Genomic DNA, 26,144 nt, shown 5'->3' with positions numbered 1-26,144 from the left:
CAACGAGCTACACCGTCACCAGGTCACACCACACGTACTTGCCGCGGTTGCCGAACCTGGACAGCGGCTGCCACCCCCACAGATCCGAGCACGCCCGCACCAGTGCCAACCCCCGCCCCTCCTCCGCCTCCTCGAGTTGCTCCAAGTTCCCCGGCGGCTCAGGAGGCTCCGGGTCCGGGTCCGCGTCCCACGCCCCGATCCGCAGCACCGCCGCCGACCAGCGAATCCTGAGGGCCGCGGGCCCCTTGGTGTGGCGTACGGCGTTGGAGACCAGCTCGCTCGCGAGGAGTTCGGCGACGTCGACGAGGCCGATCAGTCCGTGCATGGTGAGGATCAGACGGAGAGTGCGGCGACAGACGGTGACGGCTCGGGGGTCGTTCGGGATGTAGAGGGAGTACTCCCAGGGCTCGGACTCGGTTTCAGGCATGCGTCAACTCCGGTTCGGTGGTGGGGTTTCAGAGGTCTGCGGGTGGCGGGCGGTGGCATGGCCGCAGCCGTCATGGCAGGACGGAGCAGTGCGCTTCCGGGATCCCGGGTTCGCAGAGTGTGCGTCGCGTCACTGACGGTAGACCTGAAAGTTTCGGTAGAGCAAGCCGATCCCGGTAATCTGACCTCGAACGAGGAGGAGTAGTCGATGACGACTCGGCGCGAGCCAACGGCACGTCAGATGCGCCTGGCGGTCGAACTGCGGAGACTCCGCGACGCGGCAGGCCTCACCGCCCGGGAGGCAGCGACCCTGCTCGGCGTGAGCAACGTCCAGATCAGCCAGATCGAGGCCGGACTGACGGGAGTGAGCGAACAGCGACTGCGCCGCCTCACGTCCCACTACGCCTGTACGGACGAGGAGTTCATCGACGCGCTGGTCGCAATGGCCACCGATCGGACGCGGGGCTGGTGGGAAGAGTACCGGGGCCTGTTGCCGACGCCATTCCTGGACCTGTCCGAGCTGGAGCACCACGCCCGGTTCCAACGCCACGCGGCCATCCTGTACGTGCCGGGCCTGCTGCAGACGGAGGACTACGCACGCGCAGTCTTCTCCTCCAGGCTTCCCGAACTCACCAACGAGGAAGTGGAGTTGCGCATCCGGCACCGGATGACACGCCAGGAGATCAGCATCCCGTACGAAGTGGTGCTCCATGAGGCGGCGCTACGGATCCGGGTCGGCGATCGCGCCACATCGAAGGCTCAACTCGCCCAGTTGCTTTCACTTTCCGAAGCGGACCACATCACCTTGCGGGTCGTACCCTTCGACCTGGACGGCTTCGCCAGAGCGTCCAGCACGATGACGTACGTGGGCGGCCCCCTGCCCAAGCTGGACACAGTAGTGCGCGACGCACCCCATGGCTCGGTCTTCATTGATTCTGAGGCGCAGCTCAACACCTATCGAACGAGCTTCCGTAGAGTAAAGGCCGCATCACTCGAACCCGAACAGTCGCGCGAGTTCATCCACAAGCTGACGAAAGAGCTGTGAGGCACCCCATGGACAACTGGCGGAAGTCGTCCTACTCGGGCGAGGGCGACGGCAACGAGTGCGTGGAGATCGCAAACACACTCACCCACATAGCCGTTCGCGACACAAAGGCCCCGGCCAGGGCAACCCTCACCTTCCCGACCGGAGCCTTCACCACCTTCGTCGAAGCCCTGAAGCAGGACTACTCCACCGTCACCGACTTCGCCAGGTTCCGCGGCTGATCCACCTCGTTGCCCCGAGCCGTGGCCAACTCACACGCGAAGACCTGCAACGGCACCGTCGCGACGAGCGGCTGCAGCAATGTCGGCGTGGCAGGGATGCGGATCAGATGGTCCGCGTACGGGACCACCGCCTCGTCGCCCTCCTCCGCGATGACGATGGTGCGGGCGCCCCGCGCCCGGATCTCCTGGATGTTGGACACGATCTTGTCGTGCAGGACCGAGCGGCCACGCGGGGACGGCACCACGACCACCACCGGCAGGTCCTCCTCGATCAACGCGATCGGACCGTGCTTCAGCTCGCCCGCCGCGAAGCCCTCGGCGTGCATGTACGCCAGTTCCTTCAGCTTGAGGGCGCCTTCGAGCGCGACCGGGTAGCCCACGTGCCGCCCGAGGAACAGCACGGTGTTCTTGTCGGCCAGGGAGCGCGCCAGTTCCCGTACCGGCTCCATGGTCTCCAGGACCCGCTCGACCTCGCGGGAGATCCGGGACAGCTCGCGAATGACGGCCTGGATCTCGTCGCCCCACTTGGTGCCACGCACCTGGCCCAGGTACAACGCGACCAGATAGCAGGCGACCAGCTGTGTCAGGAACGCCTTGGTCGAGGCGACGGCGACCTCGGGACCGGCATGCGTGTACAGCACCGCGTCCGACTCGCGCGGGATCGTCGAACCGTTCGTGTTGCAGATCGCCAGCACCTTGGAGCCCTGCTCGCGGGCGTGCCGCAGCGCCATCAGCGTGTCCATGGTCTCGCCGGACTGCGAGATGGCGATGGCGAGCGTACGGGGATCCAGAATGGGATCCCGGTAGCGGAACTCGCTCGCCAGCTCCACCTCGCACGGGATCCGCGTCCAGTGCTCGATGGCGTACTTGGCGATCAGTCCGGCGTGGAAGGCCGTACCGCAGGCGATGATGACGACCTTGTCGACCTCCCGCAGGACGGCGGCCGGAATCCGTACCTCGTCGAGCGTCAGCGAGCCGGACGCGTCGATGCGGCCGAGGAGTGTATCGGCGACAGCCTTGGGCTGCTCGGCGATCTCCTTGAGCATGAAGTAGTCATAACCCCCCTTTTCGGCCGCGGAGGCGTCCCAGTCGATGTGGTACGAGCGCACGTCGGCGGGGCGGCCGTCGAAGCCCGTGACCGTCGCCCCGTCCCGGCGCAGCTCCACCACCTGGTCCTGACCCAACTCGATCGCCGACCGCGTATGGGCGATGAAAGCGGCGACGTCCGAGGCGAGAAAGGCCTCGCCCTCTCCGACGCCCACCACCAGCGGCGAGTTCCGTCGCGCCCCCACCACCACATCCGGCTCATCGGCATGCACGGCGACCAGCGTGAACGCGCCCTCCAGCCGCCGGCACACCAGCCGCATCGCCTCGGCCAGGTCGGCGCAGGACGAGAACTCCTCGGCGAGCAGATGCGCGACCACCTCGGTGTCCGTCTCGGAGGCCAGCTCGTGACCCCGCTCGGCCAACTCGGCGCGCAGCAGGGCGAAGTTCTCGATGATGCCGTTGTGCACGACGGCGACCCGGCCCGCGTTGTCGAGGTGCGGATGCGCGTTGGCGTCCGTGGGGCCGCCGTGCGTGGCCCAGCGGGTGTGCCCGATGCCCGTCGTGCCCGTCGGCAGCGGGCGGTCGACCAGCTCCTTCTCCAGGTTGACCAGCTTGCCGGCCTTCTTCGCGGCGGCGAGCCCCCCGTCCGCGAGCATGGCGATGCCCGCCGAGTCGTATCCCCGGTACTCCAGTCGTTTCAGTCCGGCCATCACCACGTCAAGCGCCGCCTGCGACCCCACGTATCCAACGATTCCGCACATGAGCGGCAGCCTACGGGCCGTCACCCGCCCGAACGGGCTCCCGCGTGCCCGAAATCGGAAATTCCCGCCAGGGCAGGAAGGTCCTGGCGGGAATCGGGTCACAGCGAATCAGAGCGAACCGGATCCGCGCATCAGCCGAGTTTCGTGAGCTGGGCCTCGACGAGCTCCATCGGGAAATCGAAGTCCTTGCCTGTGGCGGCCGCGGCGATGTTGACGGCCGGGAAGTAGGCGAGGGTGGCGCCCTTGCGGACGACCACGCCCTTCACCGGGGCCTTGATGCCCTCCTCGGCGTCCACCGTCGAGGTCAGGGCCAGCGCCTCGTCGGCTCCCTGGGGCGCGTCGGTGGTCACGACCTTGAGGATCTTGGTCTTGTCGCTGCCCACGGTGAAGGTGAAGCCGCCGGCGCACTTGGCCGCGGCCGTGCTGAGGTCCGCGAAGGCCTTCTCGGCGCCGCCGTCCTCGTAGGAGGCGAGCGTCAGTACGACCTTCGCCCGGTCGACGGCGGCGAGCATGGTGTCCTCGGCGCTCGCGCCCGCGGCGGGCTTCTTCGCGTCGCCCGTCCACGACCGCTTCACCGTGTCGGCGGGCTTGCCCACGTAGGAGCCGCCCTGGAGGTACGCGAGCGGCTCGCACGCCGGGTCGTCCGTCTTCACCTTGTCCTGCGCGATGTCGTCCCGCGCCGGCACCTTGGTGACGACCTTGCCGCTCTTGACGTCCGCCTGTGTGAGCGCGGCCTTCTCCAACTCGGCGGCGGTCAGCACCTTGGCGGCAGCCGGGGTGGCGGAGACGGTCTTGTCGGCCTGGGCGGTCTTGCCGTCGCCGGACTTGTCCCCGCCGTCGGAGGAGCCGCCGCAGGCGGTGGCCAGCAGGGCGAGCGCGGCGACGGAGGCGGCGAGTGCGGTACGGCGTACGGCGGTGGGTCTCACAGGGGAATCACTTTCTCTTCAGATCTGCGGAGGTTCTCCGCATGCTTTCAGTACACGTCAGGTACATATGGCCACCGGGCCACCATCCTGGTCGGCGGGAGCCCGCCGATGGGCCCGGCCCTTACCTAGTGAACGTCTCCAGGCTCTGCCGATATCCAAGGCCCGTCTCCGGGGCTTCTCGGCAGATTTCGACGACGAAGTCTCCCAGGGCGTCCTTCGTCGGCCTTCCGTCCGCCGCGAGCGCACCAGGTTCGGCCTTCCAGTCGATCAGATGGACCTGAACCTCATACCTTCCCGGATCCAGCGGGATCCGGAGCCGGTCCGCTCCGGTGTACTCCCCAACGGCCTCGAGTCCTCCCAGCCCGACGAGACCGTCGGAGACGAGAAGGTAGGGCTGCGACGAGACCAGGCGGTACCGGGCCTCGCGCTGCGTGAGGCCACCCAGCGCCGAAACCCCGCGAACGGTGAACTGATAGGCCCCGTCACCACCGATGTTGATGGGCACGAGAGCACCTTCCTGGACTGCCTCGCCCAGGCTCTCGTCATCCGCGACCTCGTCCTCCCAGTCGTCGAGGTCGGTGACCGAGGCGAAGCGTGAGAGCCGCCACAAGGCGAACATCCCCGCCGATGTGCCCACCGTCTCCGTCACATCGAGTTCCGACAAAGCCATAGCTCGCTCCCAGCCCTAGCACCGTTTACTTATGTTGATTTTGCATACACGATCACCCGGTTTGAGCCCCTGCTTCTTCAACTGGCGCGAAATCTGTGAGCCGATACTTCGATTGACAGAACTGTTGAGCGGGATCATGTTCCCCACATCGTCCGCGCCGCCGAGTTGCAACTCGATGATGTGATCGATGTCCGATCCCTCCACCGTCTCATTGCCCGCACGACGCCACATGTCCGCTGCGCTTCCGGACCGCTCCACCTTCGTCACGACCAGCTTGCCGTCGGCCCCCGCGGTATTGAGAGCAGCAACCTTGCGATCAGCGGCGGCTATCTGATCCTCGTCCCAGCTCTTCTTGTACTTCAGCTCAAGCGTCGCGCCGTTGCAGTTGTGAACGAGGACCGGTGTGGCCCCCGCCAGCACGTAGTACGTGTGCAGGTCGTCGACGGTGAGGTTGTGGACCGTGGACGTCTGGGCTGTCCACCGCTCGATCGCCGTGATCTGGACGTACGTGCCGGCGCTGGTCTGCAGCCACTCGCCCGACTTCAGGTCCGTGGCCTTGACCCACTTGTTCAGCGCCGGGACCCAGATGGGGTGTCCGTCGGTCGCGGTGATCGAGGCTGTCTTGTCACCCTTGTCGCCGTCGGTGTCAATCGTGACCTTGACCAGGTGCTTGAGCCCATGGCCCTTGATCTCGGCGGTGACAGTCTCAGTGCTGGTCTCCCCGGTCTCGGGGTCGGTGGCGACGACCTTGTCGCCGTTCTTGACGTCCTCGATCGGCTTGGCGGTGCCGTCGGCCATCAGGACCGGGGTGCCGGGGACGAAGCTGTTGCACTTGCCTCCGCCGAGCTTGCTCCGGGCTCTCTGATAGCCAGTCTTGACTTTCTCGCTGGCCTTGGCAGCCGCCTTCCTCGCCTTTTGGACCCGGTTGCCGGTCTTCTTCGCGGCCGCCTTCGCCGCTCTGGTCGCCGCCTCCTTGGCCTTCTTCTTCGCCAGCTGGGCCGCCTTCTTGGCCGCGGCCTTCGCCGCCGCCTTCGCCTTGCGGGCCATCTCGGCGGCCTTCTTGGCCAATTCGATGATCTTGCGGGCCTTGGACACGGCCGAGCGCCACGCGCTGACCGCCCCGGCGACCCGCTTCGCCATCCGCAGCACTGCCGGGATCTTCGCCAGCTTGCCCCACGGGATCGCGTCGATGATCAGGCTTCCGCAGGACCACAGGTCACCGCGGGAGAAGCAGCCAACAATGTCGTTCCAGCCCAGGAACTCCTTCAGCATCGCCCCGCCGACCGACAGGATGATGTCCGTCAGCGACGTGTGCATCTGCTTGTTCGCCCATGCCACGTCGGAGCCGGACGGGCCACCGTAGTCGCCGCCCCCGCCACCGCCTCCGTCGGCCACCGACATCAGGCCGGACGGGTCGGAGAACGTGACCGGGTTGTTCTCGCAGTACACATACCCGTTCATCTGGACCGGGTCGTCCAGGTCCAGCACGGGGTCCGGCGACAGGAACCTGCCCGTCGACGGGTCGTACTCCCGCGCCCCCAGGTGCACCAGTCCACCGGACGTGTCGTCGTCACCGCCGATGTAGCTCTGGTGCGAGCGCCAGCTGTTGTGCTCGCTGCGCTTCACACCGAAGGCGTCGGTGCGCGAGAACTCGACCCGGTTGCCGGCCGCCAGGGTCACGTCCGCGTAGGCCGTGCCGTTCTGGTCGGTGGCCTGGACGTGCAGGGTGGACTTGTTGCTGCCCTGCACGTGCCGCATCACCGTCGGGGCACCCGGCTGGGCGTAGTAGCGCTCGGTGTACGCCGGTGTGCCGTTCGCCGTGGTCGCCACCGTCGTGCCGTCCAGGTACAGGACGTTGTCCGCCGCGCTGAGCGCCATTAGCCGCTCACCGTCGGGGCCGTACACGTACGTCGTCTCGTCCGCCGGCACCCACACCTGCGCGTCCGAGCTGTTGCAGGTGTAGAGCTGCAGGTCCTTGCCGCTGGTGAAGTCCGAACTCGGCACGTCCAGGCACTTGCCCGAGGCGACGTGCTTGAGCGTGCCGGTGGCGGTCGCCGTCCATTTCTGACCGTCCGCGCCCGTGCAGTCCGCGACGACCACCGCGGTGCCGTTCGCCGTGCCGCCGCCGCTCGGCATCACACACTTGCCGAGGATCTTCAGCGCGCCCGTGGACGGGTTGGCCGGGTCGGCCGAGTCGATGCGGAACTTCTGGGCCTTGGTGCCGTTGCAGTCGTAGATCTGGACGGGCGTGCCCGCCGCCGTCGAGGCGCTCTGCAGGTCCAGGCATTTGTCATTGGGCGTGTTGACGAACGCGCCCTGGCCGTCCTCACCGAAACCGGTGATCTTCTCGACCTGGCCGTCCCACGTCCACGACAGGGCCTGCTCGTCGCCGGCGTACGTGCGGGTCTCGGTGTTGCCCACGGTGTCGTACGTCAGCGTCGACGCCTCGGTGACCTGCGCGCCCGAGTCCGCGGTGTACGTGTGCGACATGCCGGTCAGCGTGTGCGGCTGGGTGCCGTCCGCCTTGCCGTACGCGTACGTGGTCGTGGCGTCCTTGGCGGTGTTCCCGCTCGTGTCGTGCTCGACCAGCTTCTTGCGGTTGCCCAGCTCGTCGTACTCGTACGACTTGTAGTAGCCGTCACCGCGCGTGCCGGCGGTCGCCGAGGTCGGGGTGCCGTCGGTGTTCGTGGCGCACGCCGAGTCACTCGCCGTCCACGCCTGCGTGAGCTGGCCGATGACGTCGTACGAGAAGCACTGGCGGTCCGTGATCGAGTCGACCGTGTCCTCGATCTTGGTGACGTTGCCGGCGTTGTCGTACCCGTACGTACGCGAGTTGACGCGGTGGCCGGCCACACCCGTGGTGTCGGTTGTCGACTCGCGGTCGACGATGGACCGGGTGAGGGCGCCGGTGCGCTCGTCGAACAGGTTGGTGGTCCACACCCGGTTGGGGTGCTCGCCGCTGACCGCGCGCAGGACCTGGCCGTAGGGACTGTAGGTCGTGTCGGCCGTGTACCAGTCCAGGCCGGAGGTGGAAACCGGCAGTCCGTCCTCGTTGTAGCGGGTGACGACCTTCTCGGCGTCCAGTGCGCCCGCCTTCGGCAGGTTCACCGACTTCAGCAGACCGCTGTCGGAGTACTCGTAGGAGTACGTGTACATCTCCGCCAGGCCGTACTTCTGCGCGACCAGCGGCGGCAGCGTGATCTGCTTGCCGGTGGGCTGGTAGTCGTCGGTGTAGCCGGTGATCTTCGTGGTGTAGGGCAGACCGTCGGTGTAGCGGGTCGCCGACGAGGGCAGGCCGGCACCGCCGATCAGCTCGTCGTAGGCGTTCTGCGCCAGCAGGGTGCCGGTGGAGGAGTCCAGGCGCTGCTCGGTCGGGCGCGACAGCTCGTCGTAGCCGGTCCACACCTTCACACCGCGCGCGTCGGTGGTGGTCACGGGCCGGTCGAGCACGTCGTACGTGGTCGACGTCGTGCCGGTGTCCGGGTCGGTCGCCGAGAGCCGGCGGCCGCGCGCGTCGTACGTCCAGCTCCAGCTGTTGCCCTTGGTGTCGGTCGCCTCGACCTGGTCGCCGCGCGCGTCGAACTCGTAGCGCGTCTCGCGGTGGGCCGAGCGCAGTTTGTCGGTGAACGTGTCGACGCGGACCGTGCGGCCGAGCGCGTCGCTCCAGCTGCGCTGCGCGGCGGCGCCGTCCGGCTCGATGACGGTGGAGTAGTCGTAGCCGTACACGTACCGCGTGGACTTCTCGGGCTTGACAGTGCCCGCCTCGTACGGGGTCTCGGAGACCTCGCGGCCCAGACCGTCGTACGCGTACATCGTCGCGTTCGGGATCTGGAAGTCCGAGGCGACCTCGAACATCACCGTCTGCGGGTCGCCCGGCGCGTAGTAGGCGTTGTCGGTACGCTCGATCGTGCCGTTGGCGCTGTAGTGGACGTCCGTGATCAGGCGGCCCTTCCCGACCGCGGACTCCTGCGTCTGCCGCTCGCGGCCGAGGCCGTCGTAGAAGACCACCGAGTCCTCGTACGTGCCGCGGTCGTTCAGCGCGGAGGTGACCACGGACACCGGCTCGTCGGGCGTGGTGTTGTACGTGAACTTCACCGACGGGTTGCCCGACGTGGACTGCGAGGGCTTCCAGCCGGCGACCGTGCGGCCCAGCGCGTCGTACGCGTAGGTCGTGGTGTGGCCGTTGGCGTCCTTCTCCGTGAGCGTGGTGCCGCGGCCGGGCTCGATCGTGGACACCGTCTCGTGGCCGAGCGCGTTGGTGGACGTGATCGTGTAGGTCTGGCCCGTGGGCGGGTCGTAGTCCGTGGTGTCCTTGTTGCCCGCGGCGTCGGTCGTGGTCTTGGAGCGGCCGTAGGCGTCGTAGGTGAGGGCGGCGCTCTGCGTCCAGCTGCCCCCGCCGCCGCTGACGTCCCAGGTGGTGGTGGCCAGGCCGCCGGTCGGGGCGTCGCCGTAGGCACCGCCGTCGTAGGCGATGCGCGAACCGGCGATCCAGTCGTCGGCCGTGGCCGTGGCGGCGTCCGCGCAGGTGCCCGCGGTGGTCAGCGTCTGCTTGGGCAGGCCGATGAGCCACTTGGTGGTGTTGTGGACGTAGGACGTGACGGTGCAGGACTCGTCGCCCGTCTTGTCCTTGTCGCCCAGGAAATCGACCTGGACGGGCAGGCCGTAGGTGTCGTCGTACGTGGTGGACGTCTTGACCGTCCGCGAGGTGCGGGTGTCGTCGCCGGTGCCGGAGGAGCGGGTCACCGAGATGGTGTGGTCGTCGAGGACGCGGTACGCCTTGAGGGCGGGGATGCCGCCGTCGCGGACCCGCGTGGCCAGCACCTGATAGGTCGGGTACTCGACGTCACGGGTCAGCAGCGTGCCGCCGTACTTGGTGTACGTCAGCGTCTCCGCGACGCGGCCCTGGTAGGGCAGCTTGTCGGGGGCGATGGTCGCGCCGGTGGAGTCCTTGACAGTGACCGAGCGGGTGGTGCCGTCGGGCAGCGGATCGCCGTCCATCCCGCGGAAGTAGCGGGTCTCGGACATCGAGCGCTCGGTGCTCGCGTACTGCTCGCTGTCGTCCGCGCCGCCGATGGTGCGCACGAGGCCGAAGCCGCGCCACTGGTCGTAGGTGCGGGTCTTCTTCTTGGAGAACTCGGCCTGGTTGAGCGCCCAGGCGCCATAGTTCTTGTGTCCGGCGTCGTCCTCGTACTCGTACGAGGTGGTGACCGCCGGGACGCCCGTCATGCCGGACAGTTCCTGGACGTTGTCGACGACGTACTTGTTGAACCAGTCGATGGACTCGTCGGCCTTGTCCGGGTCCGGGTGCCAGTACGCCGGGAAGCACAGCCCGGTGTTCTCCTCCGGCTTCGGGAAGCCCGTGCCGGTGGCGCAGGCGCCGGCGGGTGCGGCGTAGTCGACGAGGGTCTCGCCGCCGTACTCGTTGACGACCCGTTCGATGCGCAGCCGGTCGAAGGTCGGGTTCGGGTCGCCGGCGCCCTCCTTGACCCGGTTGGGCATCGACTCCGTGTTGGCGACGAACGTCACCGGGCGCAGCGAGAGCGCCTTGCCGGCGGTGTCGTAGCCCTTGCGAGTGATGGACTCCAGCCACAGGGCCGTGCCCTCGTCGGTGCGCTCGGCGGGCAGCGACTGCTCCAGGTTCCACGAGTCCACCTTGGACAGCGCGGTGGAGCCCTTCGTGCGCTGGGCGTAGGAGGTGACCTGCGCCAGGCGCTTGCGCGACCAGAAGGTCGGCACCGGCACAAAGCACTCCTTGCCGGAGGCGCCGGAGCAGTACAGGTCGGCCGGGGTGTCGTACCAGATGTGGGTCTTCGCCCAGTCGCCCGAGGTGAAGTTGTCGTTGGTGCAGGCGATGCCGTCCTCGGTGAAGCAGCGCTCGTCGACCGTGAAGGAGACACGGGCGAGGGGCTCGGCGGAGAACAGCGTGTCGGAGCGCTGGCCGTAGTCGATGCGGCTGAGGTAGCCGCCGCGGTCGTAGGTGACGGGCGCTTTGAACTTCAGGTTCTTGGAGTAGTGGTTGGTCTCCTTCTTCCACCACAGGCTCATGGCGTTGCCCTGGGGGTCCACGACGTAGTCGAGGTTCCAGCGCCAGCCCTGGTCGCAGAAGGAGTCCGCGAAGGCGGTGGCGTGGCAGGGCTCGCCGGACTGGTTGCCGGCGACCGGCACGGTCAGCACCGAGTCGGTGGTGTCGTCGCCGCCGGCCCAGCCGGGCAGCTTGTTCCTGCCGAAGTAGTACTGGGTGCCGTCGGTGGTGGTGACGCGCCAGTACTCGCCGTCCGCGTCGCCGTTGCCGAGGGAGGTGTCCTTCAGCAGCTCCACGCGGGAGCCGTCGCCGCCGGCGGTCTCCCACGTGCCGGTGGTGTCGTCCTTGACCAGCTCGGTGGTGGTGCCGCCGAGGGTGAGGGTGGCGTTGTCTGAACCCCAGCACAGGTCGCTGGTCTTGTGGTCCGCGTTGTTGCCGTTCGTGAGGTCGTCGCGGCAGGAGCGGTAGGTGCGGGTGACGGAGCCGGGGTTGTACTCCCAGCCGTCACCGATCCAGGAGGCCTGGTTGTTGGTGGCCGAGGTGCGGCCGTCGACGACCTGCGAGTTGTAGCCGAAGGCGATGCTCGGCGAGGGCCCGTTGGGAACTTCCGGGGGCTGCAGTCCGTAGGTGTAGGTGAAGGAGCCCGAGCTGTTGCCGGCCGCCCAGGAGCCCGCGCTGACCAGCGGCGTCGCCGAGAAGTCGCCCTTGGCGCCGCTGCCGGAGGAGGTGGCGACCAGCACGGAGGAGCCGGACTGGACACTGGCGGTGCGCACCGATGTGCCGGTCTTGCTCGTGTGGTAGACGCCGTCGGTGACGACGCCCTTGCCCGTGGCGGTGGCAGGGTTCACCGTCCCGCCGGCGGTGGAGTCGGTGAGCTCGGCGACATCGATGGTGGCCTCGACGCGGCGCACGCCGTCCAGGACGCCGTCACCGGTGACGTCGTCGAGGGTTGGTTCGACGACGTTCTTGGTGTCGACCTCGGTCGGGTCGGAACAGCCGGCGGTGTCCGGGGTGGTCAGGAAGCACTCGGGGTACTTCGTGATCTGCAGCCGGTCGGCCCAGTCGGCACCGTAGAGCTCGGCGAACTGGGTGTAGTCCAGGGCGACAACCGCGTCGCCGGTGGCGGTGTCGGGCGGGTCCACCTGGAAGACGAGGCCGTTGATGTCACGACCGGCCAGCGTGGTGTCGTCGACGACGGTGGCCTGCCAGTCGCCCTCCAGCGCCGTCGCCTCGGTGGCCGTGGCGGTGGCGGGGGCGCCGACCTCGACGGGCAGGGTGCCCACCGGGACGGTCTCGCCGGCGGTCAGGCTCGACACCGTCTCGGTGGCGGTGGCAGCCGTCGGCTCGGTGGTCTTGGTCGGCTCGTACACGGTCTCGGGCTGCGTGTCGCCCGTGGTCATGTCGGCGAGGGAGCCGCCGTCCTCGCCACTCGCCTCCTCGGCGACGGGCAGGTCGACCAGGTCCACGCCGGTCCGGTCGTCGCCGGGCGGCGGCACGGCGTACGCGCCGCTCAGCGTGCCGACCGTCAGCGCCATGAGCAGCGCGAGGAGCACACCGACCCGTGCTGTTCTGCGTCTGTTCCGCCCGGCGCGTGTACGAGGCAGAAGGCCCCGGCCACTCCACGAAAGAGATCCCCACACGACGGCCGCGGCCCCCCACAGTCCGATCCGATACAGACGGCGAGCGCAGGGAACGCGCAGGTGTCCGACGGAAATTGATGGGGTGGATATTCAGCCATGGGTTTACGTTCCGTCAAATCTCCTTAATGGCTTGTGATTTCTCCCACAGGACATTCCCTCTCCACATCTGGCGGTTTCTCCAAAACTTGGACATCTCTATCCGAGCGATACTCAATTACTCTGCACACACTACGTTTTCGCGCCTTTGATGACTGTTTAGGCCCTGTTTCGGACTCGTCGGAGCTTCACTCGGCCCCCGCTCCGCCGCAGGTCATGGACTCACCTCGGGCGGACCCCGGCAGCGGCACATGTGGCCGGATCCGGGTCCATCGGCCATCCTTCTCAGGCGCTCCCGTCTGCCATGTCGCGCTGCTGTGCGTTGAGCACCGTGCGTTTCGGTGGGCCCGGAGCGGGGGGCTTCATCAGGGAGGGAATCCAGCACCGTGGACCGTCGTCGTCTCATTCGGGCCTTGCCCAGACTCCGGGCCGTACCCCGGCGCACCACGGCCGGAGTGGCCGGACTGGTCGCCGCCGCGCTGGGCGCCGCCCTGCTCTCCCCCTCCTGGGGTGGGCCGGAGGACACGGCCAAGCCCGGGCAACAGCACAGCGCCAAGGGCCCGTTGGACGAGAGCGCCGCGCAGCGCAAGGCCCGCAGCACCGGCAAGCGCGTCGAGGTCACCGCCCGGCGCGACGCGACCTCCACCACCTACGCGCTGCCGGACGGCAGCTTCGAGCTGACCGCGTACGCCGCGCCGATCCGCGCCGAGGTGGACGGCGAGTGGAAGCGCATCGACACCACGCTGACACACACGAAGGACGGCTGGGCGCCGAAGGCGGCCACCGAGCCGGTGGTGTTCTCGGCCGGCGGCAAACACTCCGTCACCCACCACGCGAGCGCCACGAGCGGTACGGCCGTCGTCCGCCCTGCGGTGTACGCAGCCTCCCGCGCCCAGCGCACCGGCAGCGTCCAGGCGTCCGACCCGGCCTTTACCGACCTGGTCACGTTCAGCGGGGGCGGCCACGAGATCACCATGAGCTGGCCGGGCGCGTTGCCCACACCGGTCATCGACGGCGCGAGCGCCCTCTACCCGAATGTGTTCGACGGGGTGGACCTGCTGCTGACCGCCCAGGACAGCGGCTTCACCCACGTCCTGGTCGTGCACAGCTCCGCGGCCGCGCAGAACCCCTCGCTCGCCGAGCTCACCTACCGGCTGTCGTCCCCGGACCTCACCTTCCACCGCGACGCGGTGACCCAGGTCGTGACCGCCGAGGACAACGACGGCAACGAGCTCGCCGTCTCCCCGACGCCGTACCTGTGGGACTCGGCCGGCAAGCCGGCCGTCACGGAGGGCGCCGATCCGCAGCCCGCCGAGCCCGGCGAGGAGCCTTCGCCCGCCTACTCGGAGGGGCCCGGCGAGGCCGCGTCCGACAACCCCACCGGCGGCGCGGACACCGACGACACCGCCGATCCGCAGCAGGAGCCGAGCGCGAGCCGCTCGGGCACGGCGCAGCAGTCCTCGTACCACTGGACCCGGGGCTCCCGGGTCACGACCGCCGCGTTCGCCTCGACCGCCGCCGACGACGTCCTCGCCCTGCCGGGCCTGGCCGGCCCGCAGCCGGGCACCCACCGCGCGGTCGGCAAGGCCGAACTCAGCGGCCAGGGCACCGGCTCGGCCGTCCTGACCGTCGCCCCGGACCGCTCACTGCTGACCGACGACGACACCCGGTACCCGGTCTTCATCGATCCGTCGATCACCGGCAAGACCAAGAACTGGACCACCGTCTACAAGAAGTACCCGGACTCCAACTTCTACGACGGCGCCAACTACAACACCGGTACCACCGAGGCCCGCGTCGGCTACGAGTCCACCACCGGTGGCCTGTCCCGCTCCTTCTTCCGCCTGGGCTGGACCTCCAGCATCAAGGGCGCCATCGTCAGCTCCGCCACCATCCGCCTGCTGGAGACCTACTCCTGGTCGTGCTCGGCGCGCGAGATGCAGCTGTGGTACACGGGCGGCATCTCCTCGTCAACGACCTGGAACAACCAGCCGTCCTGGAAGACGAAGCTCGGCACCAAGTCCTTCGCCAACGGCTGGAGCTCCTCCTGCCCGGACGCGTACGTCACCTACGACGGCAAGTCCATCGCCCAGGACGCCGCCGACGGCGGCTGGACCAGCTTCAACATCGGCCTGCGCGCCACCACCGAGGACTCCTCGTACTCCTGGAAGAAGTTCAAGGCCGAGGGCGAGTCCGCGCCGAAGATCACCATCAACTACAACCGCAAGCCCGCCGAGCCCACCAAGCTCCACATGACCCCGGGCCCGGACTGCGACACCACCAGCCCGTACGCCTCGGTCGGCGCCAGCGACCTGACCTTCGACGCCACCAGCTCCGACCCCGACGGCAACCTGAAGTACCTCGACTTCGAGGTCTGGGAGTCGGGCGTCGCCACCAAGATCTACGACGGCAACGTCGCCGTGGACTCCACCGGCAAGGCGAGCATCACCCTCGACGGCGCCGACGGCACCAGCAGCAACTTCGCCAACGGCAAGACGTACTACTGGCGGGTGCGTGCCATCGACTCCACAGGCGCGGCCTCGACCTATGCGCCGCCCTCCACCGTCAACTGCGGCTTCAAGTACGACTCGTCGGCGCCCAACTCGCCCAAGGTGACGTCCACCGCTTTCCCGGAGGACGACGGCCAGGGCACCACGTGGAGCACGGTGGACTTCGGCACGGCCGGCAACTTCACCTTCAGCCCGGACGGTTCGGCCGACACCGTGAAGTACCAGTGGCGCTTCAACGGCACCAGCTTCAACGACACCGAGTCCGTCACGGTCAGCGCCGGAGCCTACGCCACCCGCTCGCTCACACCGCCGACCGCCGGGCCCAACATCCTCTACGTCAGGGCCCTGGACGGCTCGGGCAACCCCTCGCCGGAACCGACGAAGTACCTGTTCTACGTCACCCCGCGCGACACCGCCGACACGGCCGGCGACGTGACCGGCGACGCCCTCGCCGATCTCTTCGTCATCGACGCCACCGGTGACCTCAGGCTGTACCCGGCGGAAAAGGACGGCGACATCCACGTCTCGCTGCCCGCCGCCCACGACGACGGCGAGATCATCGAGACCGACTCCGATGACGACGGCATCCCGGACTACGGCCTCTACTGGGTGGACGACACCGTCACCACCCCGGCGCTGATCACCCACAACGGCGACTTCCTGCCCGGTGACGGCATCCAGGACGTGGTCGCCCGCATGCCCGACGGCAAGCTGTACATCTACCCCGGCGACGGCTACGGCAGCGTCGACGTCTCGCGGCGCGTCGAGTTCCGCCTCCCCGACGCTGCCCCCGCCCCGGCCTCGCTGAGCCAGATCCTGGCCATCGGGGACTACGACAACGACAAGCGCCCGGACATGTTCGCGGTCTCCGGCACGGCCCTGTGGGCGTTCACCGGCTATACCGGCGGCAGTTTCGCCAAGGCCGAGCAGATCACCGCGACCACCTGGGACAACCGCCAGCTGATCAACGTCGGCGACGTCAACGGCGACGGCGAGGTCGACCTCGTCTACCGCACCTTCGCCACCGACCGCCTGCTGGTCCGCTTCGGGGTGACCGACAGCAACGGAGGCACCACCCTCGCCTCCCTCGGTCACGCCGCGGACTCCCTGACCGGGACCGACACCGAGTACGCCACCGGATGGAGCAAGACCGCCTACACCCTGGTGTCCGGCACCCCTGACGTCAACGGCGACGGGATCCCCGACATCTGGGCGCGCAAGGCGGACGGCTCGGTCGTCTTCTTCGCCTGCACCAAGACCGGCGTCGGCACGCCGATCACAGTCATCAGCGGCGGCTGGGAGAGCAAGAAGGCCTTCGGCTGACCGGTCGGCGACAGCGCCACTCGGGCCCGTGTCCTCTCCCGGGGCACGGGCCCGAGCGCATCCCGCGTGACGGACCCCACCCCCCATGCCGTCCGTACTCCCGTAACAATGGACTGTGATCTCTCCGGTCTCCTCGATATCCCGGAGCGCCCACCGGTCCAGGCCGGAGGCGACTCCCTACGTCGACCTCACCCGTACCGAGTGGAGCGCGCTGCGCGAAAAGACGCCGCTCCCGCTCAACGCGGAGGAGGTCGAGAAGCTGCGCGGTCTGGGCGACGTCATCGACCTCGACGAGGTCCGGGACATCTATCTGCCGCTGTCCAGACTGCTCAATCTGTACATCGGCGCCACCGACGGACTCAGAGGCGCCCTGAACACCTTCCTCGGCGAGAAGGGCTCCCAGTCGGGCACCCCGTTCGTCATAGGAGTCGCCGGTTCGGTGGCCGTCGGCAAGTCCACCGTCGCCCGGCTCCTGCAGGCCCTGCTCTCCCGCTGGCCCGAGCACCCGCGCGTCGAGCTGGTCACCACGGACGGCTTCCTGCTGCCCACCAAGGAGCTGGAAGCGCGCGGTCTGATGTCGCGTAAAGGTTTCCCCGAGTCGTACGACCGCCGCGCCCTGACCCGGTTCGTCGCCGACATCAAGGCGGGCAAGGACGAGGTCACCGCCCCCGTCTACTCGCATCTGATCTACGACATCGTGCCCGGTCAGCGGCTCACGGTCCGCCGCCCCGACATCCTCATCGTCGAAGGCCTGAACGTGCTGCAGCCGGCCCTGCCCGGCAAGGACGGCCGCACCCGCGTCGGCCTCGCGGACTACTTCGACTTCAGCGTGTACGTGGACGCCCGGCCCGAGGACATCGAGGCCTGGTACCTCAACCGCTTCCGCAAGCTGCGCGCGACCGCCTTCCAGAAGCCCGACTCGTACTTCCGCAAGTACACCCAGGTCTCCGAGGAGGAGGCGCTCGACTACGCCCGCACGACCTGGCGGACCATCAACAAGCCCAATCTGCTGGAGAACGTGGCCCCGACGCGCGGCCGGGCGACCCTCGTCGTGCGCAAGGGCCCCGACCACAAGGTGCAGCGCCTGAGCCTGCGCAAGCTCTGACCATTACGCTGCGGCCATGCTGCATCTGCGCCTGATCACCCCCGCCGACCGCACCGATGACGTCATACGTCTGATCGAGCGGACGGTCGGCACGACCCACCTGGCCGTGCTGCCGGGGGCGGCCCGCAACCCCGTGGGCGATGTCGTCATGTGCGACGTCGCCCGGGAGGCCGGTGACGAACTCCTGACCGGGCTGCAGGAGTTGGGGATCGACCGGAGCGGCTCGATCGCCGTCGAGAACATCGACCTGTCGCTGTCGAAGCGGGCCGACAAGGCGGAGGAGGAAGCACCGGGCGAGGGTGCCGACGCGGTGCTGTGGGAGCACCTGACGGACGCGACGCACGAGGAGTCCACGCTCTCGGTCACCTACGTCGCGTTCATCACGCTGGCCACGATGATCGCGGCCTGTGGTGTGGTCCTCGACAACGCGATCCTGATCGTGGGCGCGATGGCGGTCGGACCGGAGTTCGGACCGCTGGCCGGGTTCTGCACGGCCCTGGTGCGCCGCGCCCCGCGGCTCGCGTGGCGCTCGCTGACCGCGCTGCTGGTGGGCTTCGCCATCGCGATGCTGGTGACGGTGGCCTTCAGCTACTTCATGGACGCGGTCGGCCTGTTCAGCGACACGCAGCTGGACGCCGAGCGCCCCAACACCCACTTCATCTACCGGCCCGACTGGTTCTCGTTCGTCGTGGCCGTCCTTGCCGGCTGCGCGGGCACGCTGTCCCTGACCTCCGCCAAGTCGGGCGCCCTGGTGGGCGTCGCCATCTCGGTGACCACGGTCCCGGCCGCCGCGAACGCCGCCGTCGCCTTCAGCTACACCGAGTACCACCAGGCGTGGCGCTCCACCGAGCAGCTGCTGCTGAACCTGCTGGGCATCGTGCTGGCCGGCACACTCACGCTGCTGGCCCAGAAGTGGTTCTGGGCCCGGCAGCGTGAACGCGCCGCCGCACTGAGCCGGTTCTAGGTCCTGTCGGCCTAGCCTCGTACTTCGCAGGTCACCCGATCGTGAAGATCAAGCGGTCATAGCCGATTGCTTGTCGATCGGAACCGTAGTGGCGAGAGCCGTGCCGGTCCGGATCGGTCGAGATCGGAGGCCCGGAGGTCGCTACGGCGAACCTTCTCGGCGACCTGCGAAGTGCGGGCCTAGCCGAGCGCCGACTTCACCGCGTCGGCGAGCCGCCCTGCCACCGACCGCGCATGGTCGATGTCGGCGGCCTCGACCATCACCCGTACGAGCGGCTCGGTGCCCGACGAACGGAGCAACACCCGGCCGGTGGATCCGAGTTCGCGCTCGGCGTCGGCCACCGCGGTGGCCAGCTCGGCCGAGGTCTTCACCCGCGACTTGTCGACGTCGGGCACATTGATCAGCACCTGCGGCAGCCGCTCCATGACCGAGGCGAGGTCCTGGAGCGTACGGCCCGTCTGCGCGACCCGGGCCGCCAACAGCAGACCGGTCAGCGTGCCGTCGCCGGTGGTGGCGTGGTCGAGGATGATGACGTGCCCGGACTGCTCGCCGCCGAGGGCGTAGCCGTGCTCCTTCATCTCCTCCAGGACGTAACGGTCGCCGACCGCCGTCTGGATGAGCGAAAGACCCTCGCGCTCCATGGCGAGCTTGAAGCCCAGGTTGGACATGACGGTCGCGACGACGGTGTCGGAGCGCAGTGCGGAACGCTCCCGCATCGCCAGCGCGAGTACGGCCAGGATCTGGTCGCCGTCCACCTCGGCGCCCGTGTGGTCCACGGCGAGGCAGCGGTCGGCGTCGCCGTCGTGCGCGATGCCGAGGTCGGCGCCGTGTTCGAGGACGGCGGCCTGGAGCTTGGCCAAGTGGGTGGAGCCGCAGCCGTCGTTGATGTTGAGCCCGTCCGGCTCGGCGCCGATCGTGATGATCTCGGCGCCGGCCCGCGTGAAGGCCTCCGGCGAGACCCGGGCGGCTGCGCCGTGTGCCTCGTCGAGGACGACCTTCACACCGTCCAGGCGGTTCGGCAGGACGCCGACGAGGTGGGCGACGTACTGGTCGAACCCTTCCTCGTACGCGCGCACGCGCCCGACGCCGGCACCGGTGGGCCGGTCCCAGGGAGCGCCGGTGCGGTGCTCCTCGTACACGCCCTCGATCCGGTCCTCCAGCTCGTCGGCGAGCTTGTGGCCGCCGCGGGCGAAGAACTTGATCCCGTTGTCGGGCATGGCGTTGTGGCTGGCGGAGAGCATCACGCCGAGGTCGGCGCCCAGCGCACCGGTGAGGTACGCCACCGCGGGGGTGGGCAGCACACCGACGCGCAGGACGTCCACGCCCGCGCTGGCCAGGCCCGCGACCACGGCGGCCTCGAGGAACTCCCCGGACGCGCGCGGGTCCCGCCCGACCACCGCGACCGGCCGGTGGCCCTCGAACGTGCCCGCCTCGGCCAGTACGTGCGCCGCTGCCACGGAGAGCCCGAGCGCGAGCTCGGCCGTCAGATCCGCGTTGGCGACACCGCGCACGCCGTCCGTGCCGAAGAGTCGTCCCACTTGTCCTCCTGAGGAAGCTTCAGAGTTCGGAAGTCATCCGATCACACGAGCCTTTGAGCACCTTGTGCCGTTATACGCCCATGACTGTGATAAACGAACGCCCCGGCGGCACTGTGGCGTGCCGCCGGGGCGTTCGGACGTACTCCGCGTACTGCGACGCGTACGAGCAGGCAGCGAAGATTAACGCTTGCTGTACTGCGGGGCCTTACGGGCCTTCTTGAGACCGGCCTTCTTGCGCTCGACCGCACGGTCGTCGCGCTTGAGGAAGCCGGCCTTCTTCAGGGCGCCGCGGTTGTTGTCCACGTCGGCCTCGTTCAGGGCGCGGGCCACGCCGAGGCGCAGGGCTCCGGCCTGACCGGAGACGCCGCCACCCGAGATGCGGGCGATGACGTCGTAGCGGCCGTCGAGCTCGAGCACCTTGAAGGGCTCGTTGACTTCCTGCTGGTGCACCTTGTTGGGGAAGTAGTCCTCAAGGGTGCGACCGTTGATCTTCCACTTGCCGGAGCCCGGGACGATCCGGACGCGGGCAATGGCGTTCTTGCGACGGCCCAGGCCGGCGGCCGGCTGCGGCTCGCCGAAGCGGCCGGCGAGGGACTCCGAGGTGTACTCGCCCTCGACGGGGACCTCGGACTCGGTGGTGTACTGGTCGATGTCGACGAGCTCAGTCTCTTCGACCGGCTGCTCAACGGTGGTCTCGGCCACGATTCTCCTCAGATTCTCTGTGTCTTAGGGGGTGGCCGGAACTACTGCGCGACCTGGGTGATCTCGAACGGCACCGGCTGCTGGGCAGCGTGCGGGTGCTGGTCGCCCGAGTAGACCTTCAGCTTCGAGAGCATCTGACGGCCCAGGGAGTTCTTGGGGAGCATGCCCTTGACGGCCTTCTCGACGGCCTTCTCGGGGTTCTTGTCCAGCAGCTCGTCGTAGCGGACGGAGCGCAGACCACCCGGGTAACCGGAGTGGCGGTACGCCATCTTCTGCGTCCGCTTGTTGCCGGACAGGTGCACCTTGTCCGCGTTGATGATGATGACGAAGTCACCAGCGTCGACGTGGGGGGCAAAGATCGGCTTGTGCTTGCCCCGCAGGAGGGTGGCGGCAGTGGTCGCCAGACGTCCCAGGACGACGTCCTGGGCGTCGATGACGTGCCACTGGCGAGTGATGTCGCCGGGCTTGGGGCTGTACGTACGCACGGTTCGTAGCCTTCGCTTCTTCAGTGAGTGGGTCCTGACAAGGCCACCACGGACGATCACGACAGCCCTGACCGCACTGCGGTGACGCATACCGCGTGCTGGTCGCTGGTCATCGGCCCCGGTGGACCGGTGTAAGGGCCCCTCACGTGAGAATGAGCAAGCCAATACACATAACGAATCGCTAGCCTACCCGCGCTGGCCCTGAAGGGTCAAAACGCGGGTCGAACCCCCTGGGGTTGCGGCGCTCCGGGTACCGCGGCGAGGGTCACTACCGCCGTGGCCACCACCGCCGCGGCCATCACCGCCGCGGCCGCTACCCGCTGCCGTCGCTACCGCCGCCGTCGCTACCGTGCCGTCGCTTACCGCTGCCGCCGCTTCATCGCTGTGGGCAATCGTCCCGCAGCGCGGGACGGGCGGGCACAGCCTGCAGGGCTTGGCGCCTTCCGACACGCCCCAAGGACAGCTCCGCCCGAATGGCTACGGCAGCAACCAGCACACACAAGGTAAGGCAGTCCCGGAAGGCCCGCCGGGTCACCGGCTCCAGCCAGGGCCACCTGAAACCGGGCACCTGCGGCACCAGCGCAAGCCAGAACCACGGACTCCGGGCGACCGAGCCCGGAAACGGCACCCCCGCGACCAGCAGCGGCACCACGACCAGCAGATAGTGGTCGTACGACGGCCGGGACACCAAAAACGCCGACAGCATCAGCGTCACGGCGGTCTCGACCAGCCGCAGCGCCCCAGGATCGACCCGAGACCAGCGCCGGTGCGCACACCAGACCCCCACCCCGGCGGCCACGAAGGCGACCGAGGTCGCCACCCCCTGCGGCACCCCGAGCCGTGCCAGCACGGGCCCCGGCGAAGCCTCGTACAGTCGTACGAACCTGTCGTGTCCCCGCAGCAGGAACGGCAGCGTCCGCGTGACGAACCCCGCAGGATCGGGCATCAGCAGCGCCGCCCCACCGGAGACCACCGCGGGCACCAGCACAAGCGAGCCCAGCCCGCGCCACTCCCGGGCGAAGACGAAGAGCAGCGCCACCGGCGCGAGCAGGGGCTTCAGGACGATCGCGGCGCCGATCACCACCCCCGCCGCGACCCACCGCCCCCGTACCGCGCACAGCAACCCCAGCGGCAGCGCGACCGCCGCCGTCACCGTCCAGTTGCCCAGCGTCACCAGATGTCCGAAGGGTGCGAAGCCCAGCGCGAGCCCGGTCAGGCCCAGTACGGCGAAGCGGCTGCGCCACGCGATCCCGTGGATGCGGAGCGCGCAGCCCCAGCCCGCCGCCAGCAGTACGGTCACCGCCAGTGGCACGAGCACCCGCAGCACGGCCAGCGGCAGCAGCGCCTGCGGCACCGCCGCGAGCACCGCGCCTGGCAGATAGAGGAAGTGCGGGTCGGCATACGGCGAGCCGCCGTCCAGCCAGGTCCGGGCCGCCCGGACGACGATCGCGTTGTCCATCCCGCCGTCCGAGCTCCTGCGCGCGACGTTCACGACCGGAACGCACAGCACCAGGGCCAACACCGCCCACGCATGCCAGGACGCCCGTCGCACCAACCACCCGGAGATGTCACTTTTGTCCTCGTTCATGCAGGTCACGCTAGGGGCTCAAGTGCGCTGTGATGCGGAACGGCACCCCCCAACACCCGTCTAAGATGCGGCGCATGAGTTATGGGCAGGGTGGGCAGGGGCAGCCCCCGTGGGATCCCTGGAAGCCGGGTTCTCAGCAGCCTCATTGGGGCAGCCAGAGCACCGATCGGACTCCTGACTGGGCGGCACTCGCCGAGGCGTCCGAGTCGCGCAACAAACGGCGCAGGCTGCTGTTCATCGGCGGCGCAGCGCTCGCCACGATCGGGGTCGGCGCGGCCGTCGCCGTGGCCGTGGTGTCCGCGAACGGGAACAGCCAGGCCTCGAATCAGCCCTCCAACCTGCCCGCCACCGCGACCATCCCGAGCGACACCACCGCGCCGGCCCCGTCGTTCGAGCCGACGTCGGCCCCTCCCCCGCTGGACCCGAAGGACTTCATATCCAGCGCGAAGAAGGACAAGGCGCCGCTCAGCCCGGACATCCTCTTCCCCGGTACGCAGCTGACCATGGGCGACCGCGTCTACCGCAAGGGTCCGACGGCCGACACGAAGAACTGTGCCTCGGCCACGAAGGGCACCCTCCCTGCGATCCTCACCAAGAACGGCTGCACACGCGTCCTGCGCGTCACCTACACCAAGGACGGTGTCGCGGTGACGGTCGGCGTGGCCGTCTTCGACACCGAGGCGCAGGCGACCAAGGCCAAGGGCGATGCGGACAAGAAGAGCATCGTCACCTCGCTGTCCGGCAACGCCGTCAAGTCCTTCTGCGACTCCGCCGTCTGCCGCTCGACCACCAACTCCTACGGCCGCTACGCCTACTTCACCCTCGCCGGGTTCACCAACGGCAAGGACGTGACGACGAAGGACACCAAGGTCTTCACCAGCGGCGACGACATCGCCGAGTTCGCCTTCCGGCAGATCCGCCGGCGCGGCGAGGCCCAGGCGTCGGCGGCAGCCAGCGAGTAGCGGCCCCGGGCGGCGGCCGACGAGGATCGACCGCCGCCGCACGAGGCACTGCGGGATACGGGACTACTGGCCTACTGGGCTACGCCACTGCTTGCTGCCGCGCCGCGTGTTGCTGCCCTACGTGGGCTCCCCCGCTTGTTACTGCCCTACTTGTGCTTCATCCGCAGCCGAATCGGCACCACCGCCGACTCCAGCTGCGTACGCAGCGTCATCTTGGAAACCCCCTCGGTCCGCTCCTCGAAGCGGATCGGGATCTCCACGGCGCTGTGTCCGGCGCGCACCGCCTTGTACTTGAGCTCGACCTGGAAGCTGTAGCCGGCGCTGTCGAGCGTTGCCAGGTCGACATCGCCCAGGGTCGCGGCCGACCAGAGGTTGAACCCGGCCGTGATGTCCCGGATCTTGGTGCCGAGCACGGCACGGGCGTAGCCGTTCGCGAAGCGCGAGAGCAGCACCCGGTGCACACCCCAGTCCTCGTCGAGCGAGCCGCCCTCGACATATCGGCTGCCGATGACAAGCCCCACGCCGGTGGCCACGGCCGTGCCGAGCATCCGGGGCACGGCGTCCACGGGATGGCTGCCGTCGGCGTCCATCTGCACGACATACGCGGCGCCCTCGTCGAGAGCGGCACTCATCCCGGCCGTGTACGCCCGCCCCAGACCGTCCTTCTCCGTCCGGTGCAGCACGCTCATCCGGCGCCGCCCGTCGGCGTTGTACTTCTCCGCGAGATCCTCCGCGATCCGCCCGGTGCCGTCCGGGCTGGAGTCGTCCACGATCTTCAAGTGCAGCCCGGCGAGCGGCAGTTGAAGGACGGCCTCGGTCATCCGGGGCAGATTCGCCGCCTCGTTGTACGTCGGCATCACCACGGTGACCGCCGCGTCCGCCCCCACGTCGTACGTCATGTCCTACTTCCCCTCCCCTACGGGCGCGGGTCGTCCCAGCGCCCGGCATTGCCGACCCGCCGCGGTCCAGCGGTCCGCGTCGAGCACCCCTCTGCCGTCCACGTCCGCGGACGGGACACCAGTGACACGAGCCGCCCGGGGTCCAGTTCACGGAACCGCGGCCACTCGGTCAGATGCAGCACGAGGTCGGCCCCGTTGCAGCGCTTCCTCGGGCGAGACCGCGTACCCGAGGAGCGGATGCGCCTTGCGGGGGCGGTCCGTCGCCGGGGTCATGGACCGTGAAATGCCGCATAATGCTGGAAATCCCGCGACCCAAAGGTCGCTCAGCAGCACCCCGCCCCGGGCAGCGAACGCTTGTTCCGCGCCTCCTTGTTCCGCGCGGCCAGCAACTCGTCGGCGGGGTAACCGACTTCTTCCAGCGTGAGTCCGTGCGGCCGTACGACATGAACCGCCGAATCCCGTACGCCGGCGGCCAGTACCTTCCCGGGCCAGTCCGGCTCGCGGTGCCCGTCCCCGACGAACAGCAGGGTGCCGATCAGCGAGCGCACCATGTTGTGACAGAAGGCGTCGGCACGGACGGTGGCGGTGATGATCCCGTCGTCACCGCGCACGAGGCTCAGCTCCTGGAGCGTACGAATGGTCGTCGCGCCCTCGCGCTTCTTGCAGTAGGCGGCGAAGTCGTGCTCCCCGACGAGCCGTTGAGCGGCCTCGTTCATGGCATCGACGTCCAACGGCCAGTCGTGCCACAGGACATGATGGCGCAGCAGCGGGTCCACACCGCCGGGGTTGTCGGTGACGCGGTAGGCGTATCGCCGCCAGATCGCCGAGAAGCGCGCGTTGAATCCTTCGGGCGCCTCGGTCAGGGACCACACCCGGACGTCCTTCGACAGCCGCCCGGCCAGCCGCTTCAGCAGCTTCTCCTGATGCTCGGCCCACAGCTCGACCGGCAGATCGACATGCGCCACCTGCCCCCGCGCATGGACGCCGGCATCGGTCCGCCCGGCCACGGTCAGCTCGTACGTCGTCGCCTTCGACCGCGTCACCGTTCGCAGAGCATCCTCGATCTCCGCCTGCACGGTCCGCTGCCCCCTGGCCTGCTTGGCCCACCCGGAGAACTCGCTCCCATCGTAGGAAAGGTCCATCCGCACACGCACAAACCCGGGCTGCACTTCGTCACTCACACCTAGATCCTCTCAGGCCATCACGCCCACGGA

At 68.7% G+C, this 26,144-nt stretch carries 17 protein-coding genes; 6 read left to right on the top strand and 11 right to left on the bottom strand.

Annotation, left to right across the window (positions count from 1 at the left end; translation table 11 throughout):
* Positions 1-7: 7 nt before the first annotated feature.
* Positions 8-427 carry an ATP-binding protein gene (locus OG390_RS31335; protein ID WP_406172757.1) on the bottom strand — a complete coding sequence of 140 codons (420 nt, stop codon included), beginning with the start codon at positions 425-427 and terminating at the stop codon, positions 8-10.
* Between the two features lie 207 nt (positions 428-634).
* On the opposite strand from OG390_RS31335, the gene OG390_RS31330 reads away from it, so the two are divergent.
* Together OG390_RS31330 and OG390_RS31325 are read left to right on the top strand one after the other, a co-directional pair.
* Positions 635-1,471: a helix-turn-helix domain-containing protein gene (locus tag OG390_RS31330; protein ID WP_406172756.1), complete on the top strand. Its 837-nt coding sequence runs from the start codon at positions 635-637 to the stop codon at positions 1,469-1,471.
* An 8-nt stretch (positions 1,472-1,479) separates the two neighbouring features.
* Entirely contained in the window at positions 1,480-1,692 is a 213-nt protein-coding gene (locus OG390_RS31325) for a DUF397 domain-containing protein (RefSeq protein WP_406172755.1), read from the top strand.
* On the opposite strand, the gene glmS is transcribed toward OG390_RS31325, so the two are convergent.
* From glmS to OG390_RS31305, 4 genes are all read right to left on the bottom strand, one after another.
* A complete protein-coding gene (gene glmS, locus OG390_RS31320) occupies positions 1,653-3,500 on the bottom strand; it encodes a glutamine--fructose-6-phosphate transaminase (isomerizing) (RefSeq protein ID WP_406172754.1) in 1,848 nt (615 codons plus the stop codon). The two genes, OG390_RS31325 and glmS, sit on opposite strands and share 40 nt — an antisense overlap.
* Positions 3,501-3,631: 131 nt before the next feature.
* The gene (locus OG390_RS31315) at positions 3,632-4,426 is read right to left on the bottom strand and encodes a hypothetical protein (RefSeq protein WP_406172753.1); all 795 of its coding nucleotides are present in this window, start codon (positions 4,424-4,426) and stop codon (positions 3,632-3,634) included.
* A 121-nt stretch (positions 4,427-4,547) separates the two neighbouring features.
* Positions 4,548-5,075 carry a hypothetical protein gene (locus tag OG390_RS31310; RefSeq protein WP_406172752.1) on the bottom strand — a complete coding sequence of 176 codons (528 nt, stop codon included), beginning with the start codon at positions 5,073-5,075 and terminating at the stop codon, positions 4,548-4,550.
* A 36-nt stretch (positions 5,076-5,111) separates the two neighbouring features.
* Positions 5,112-12,653, bottom strand: a complete 7,542-nt coding sequence (locus OG390_RS31305; protein WP_406177937.1) for a ricin-type beta-trefoil lectin domain protein — start codon at positions 12,651-12,653, stop codon at positions 5,112-5,114.
* A 614-nt stretch (positions 12,654-13,267) separates the two neighbouring features.
* Between OG390_RS31305 and OG390_RS31300 the strand changes: the two genes are divergently transcribed.
* The 3 genes from OG390_RS31300 (at position 13,268) to OG390_RS31290 (ending at position 18,756) form a co-directional block, all read left to right on the top strand.
* The gene (locus OG390_RS31300) at positions 13,268-16,687 is read left to right on the top strand and encodes an FG-GAP-like repeat-containing protein (protein WP_406172751.1); all 3,420 of its coding nucleotides are present in this window, start codon (positions 13,268-13,270) and stop codon (positions 16,685-16,687) included.
* 115 nt (positions 16,688-16,802) lie between these two features.
* Positions 16,803-17,792: a type I pantothenate kinase gene (gene coaA / locus OG390_RS31295; protein WP_406172750.1), complete on the top strand. Its 990-nt coding sequence runs from the start codon at positions 16,803-16,805 to the stop codon at positions 17,790-17,792.
* Between the two features lie 16 nt (positions 17,793-17,808).
* Positions 17,809-18,756, top strand: coding sequence for a DUF389 domain-containing protein (locus OG390_RS31290; RefSeq protein ID WP_406172749.1), 948 nt, complete (start codon positions 17,809-17,811; stop codon positions 18,754-18,756).
* A 179-nt stretch (positions 18,757-18,935) separates the two neighbouring features.
* Here OG390_RS31290 and glmM read toward each other — a convergent pair whose 3' ends face one another.
* The 4 genes from glmM to OG390_RS31270 form a co-directional block, all read right to left on the bottom strand.
* Positions 18,936-20,294 (bottom strand): phosphoglucosamine mutase, encoded by a 1,359-nt coding sequence (glmM, locus tag OG390_RS31285; protein ID WP_406172748.1) that lies wholly within the window; start codon positions 20,292-20,294, stop codon positions 18,936-18,938.
* Between the two features lie 180 nt (positions 20,295-20,474).
* A complete protein-coding gene (gene rpsI, locus OG390_RS31280) occupies positions 20,475-20,996 on the bottom strand; it encodes a 30S ribosomal protein S9 (protein WP_189190312.1) in 522 nt (173 codons plus the stop codon).
* Positions 20,997-21,037: 41 nt separating this feature from the next.
* On the bottom strand, positions 21,038-21,481 hold the full coding sequence (gene rplM / locus OG390_RS31275; protein WP_399077161.1) for a 50S ribosomal protein L13: 444 nt from the start codon (positions 21,479-21,481) through the stop codon (positions 21,038-21,040).
* Between the two features lie 376 nt (positions 21,482-21,857).
* Entirely contained in the window at positions 21,858-23,069 is a 1,212-nt protein-coding gene (locus tag OG390_RS31270; RefSeq protein ID WP_406172747.1) for a glycosyltransferase family 87 protein, read from the bottom strand.
* Between the two features lie 74 nt (positions 23,070-23,143).
* On the opposite strand from OG390_RS31270, the gene OG390_RS31265 reads away from it, so the two are divergent.
* The gene (locus tag OG390_RS31265; protein ID WP_406172746.1) at positions 23,144-24,031 is read left to right on the top strand and encodes a hypothetical protein; all 888 of its coding nucleotides are present in this window, start codon (positions 23,144-23,146) and stop codon (positions 24,029-24,031) included.
* Between the two features lie 146 nt (positions 24,032-24,177).
* On the opposite strand, the gene OG390_RS31260 is transcribed toward OG390_RS31265, so the two are convergent.
* Both OG390_RS31260 and truA read right to left on the bottom strand, forming a co-directional pair.
* On the bottom strand, positions 24,178-24,930 hold the full coding sequence (locus tag OG390_RS31260) for a polyprenol monophosphomannose synthase (protein ID WP_406172745.1): 753 nt from the start codon (positions 24,928-24,930) through the stop codon (positions 24,178-24,180).
* A gap of 323 nt (positions 24,931-25,253) precedes the next feature.
* Positions 25,254-26,111 carry a tRNA pseudouridine(38-40) synthase TruA gene (gene truA / locus OG390_RS31255; protein ID WP_406172744.1) on the bottom strand — a complete coding sequence of 286 codons (858 nt, stop codon included), beginning with the start codon at positions 26,109-26,111 and terminating at the stop codon, positions 25,254-25,256.
* Between the last annotated feature and the right edge of the window lie 33 nt (positions 26,112-26,144).

Origin of the sequence: Streptomyces sp. NBC_00996 (assembly GCF_045162675.1) — a bacterium.
In the GTDB taxonomy this organism is placed as follows: Bacteria; Actinomycetota; Actinomycetes; order Streptomycetales; family Streptomycetaceae; genus Streptomyces.
The sequence above is the reverse complement of the archived record's forward strand: the minus strand, read 5'-3'. Positions and strand labels throughout refer to the sequence as shown.

Coding starts and splice junctions, on each gene's coding strand:
- OG390_RS31335 (WP_406172757.1), bottom strand. CDS start 427: ATGCCTGAAACCGAGTCCGAGCCCTGGGAGTACTCCCTCTACATCCCG.
- OG390_RS31330 (WP_406172756.1), top strand. CDS start 635: ATGACGACTCGGCGCGAGCCAACGGCACGTCAGATGCGCCTGGCGGTC.
- OG390_RS31325 (WP_406172755.1), top strand. CDS start 1,480: ATGGACAACTGGCGGAAGTCGTCCTACTCGGGCGAGGGCGACGGCAAC.
- glmS (WP_406172754.1), bottom strand. CDS start 3,500: ATGTGCGGAATCGTTGGATACGTGGGGTCGCAGGCGGCGCTTGACGTG.
- OG390_RS31305 (WP_406177937.1), bottom strand. CDS start 12,653: ATGGCGCTGACGGTCGGCACGCTGAGCGGCGCGTACGCCGTGCCGCCG.
- OG390_RS31290 (WP_406172749.1), top strand. CDS start 17,809: ATGCTGCATCTGCGCCTGATCACCCCCGCCGACCGCACCGATGACGTC.
- OG390_RS31270 (WP_406172747.1), bottom strand. CDS start 23,069: ATGAACGAGGACAAAAGTGACATCTCCGGGTGGTTGGTGCGACGGGCG.
- OG390_RS31265 (WP_406172746.1), top strand. CDS start 23,144: ATGAGTTATGGGCAGGGTGGGCAGGGGCAGCCCCCGTGGGATCCCTGG.
- OG390_RS31260 (WP_406172745.1), bottom strand. CDS start 24,930: ATGACGTACGACGTGGGGGCGGACGCGGCGGTCACCGTGGTGATGCCG.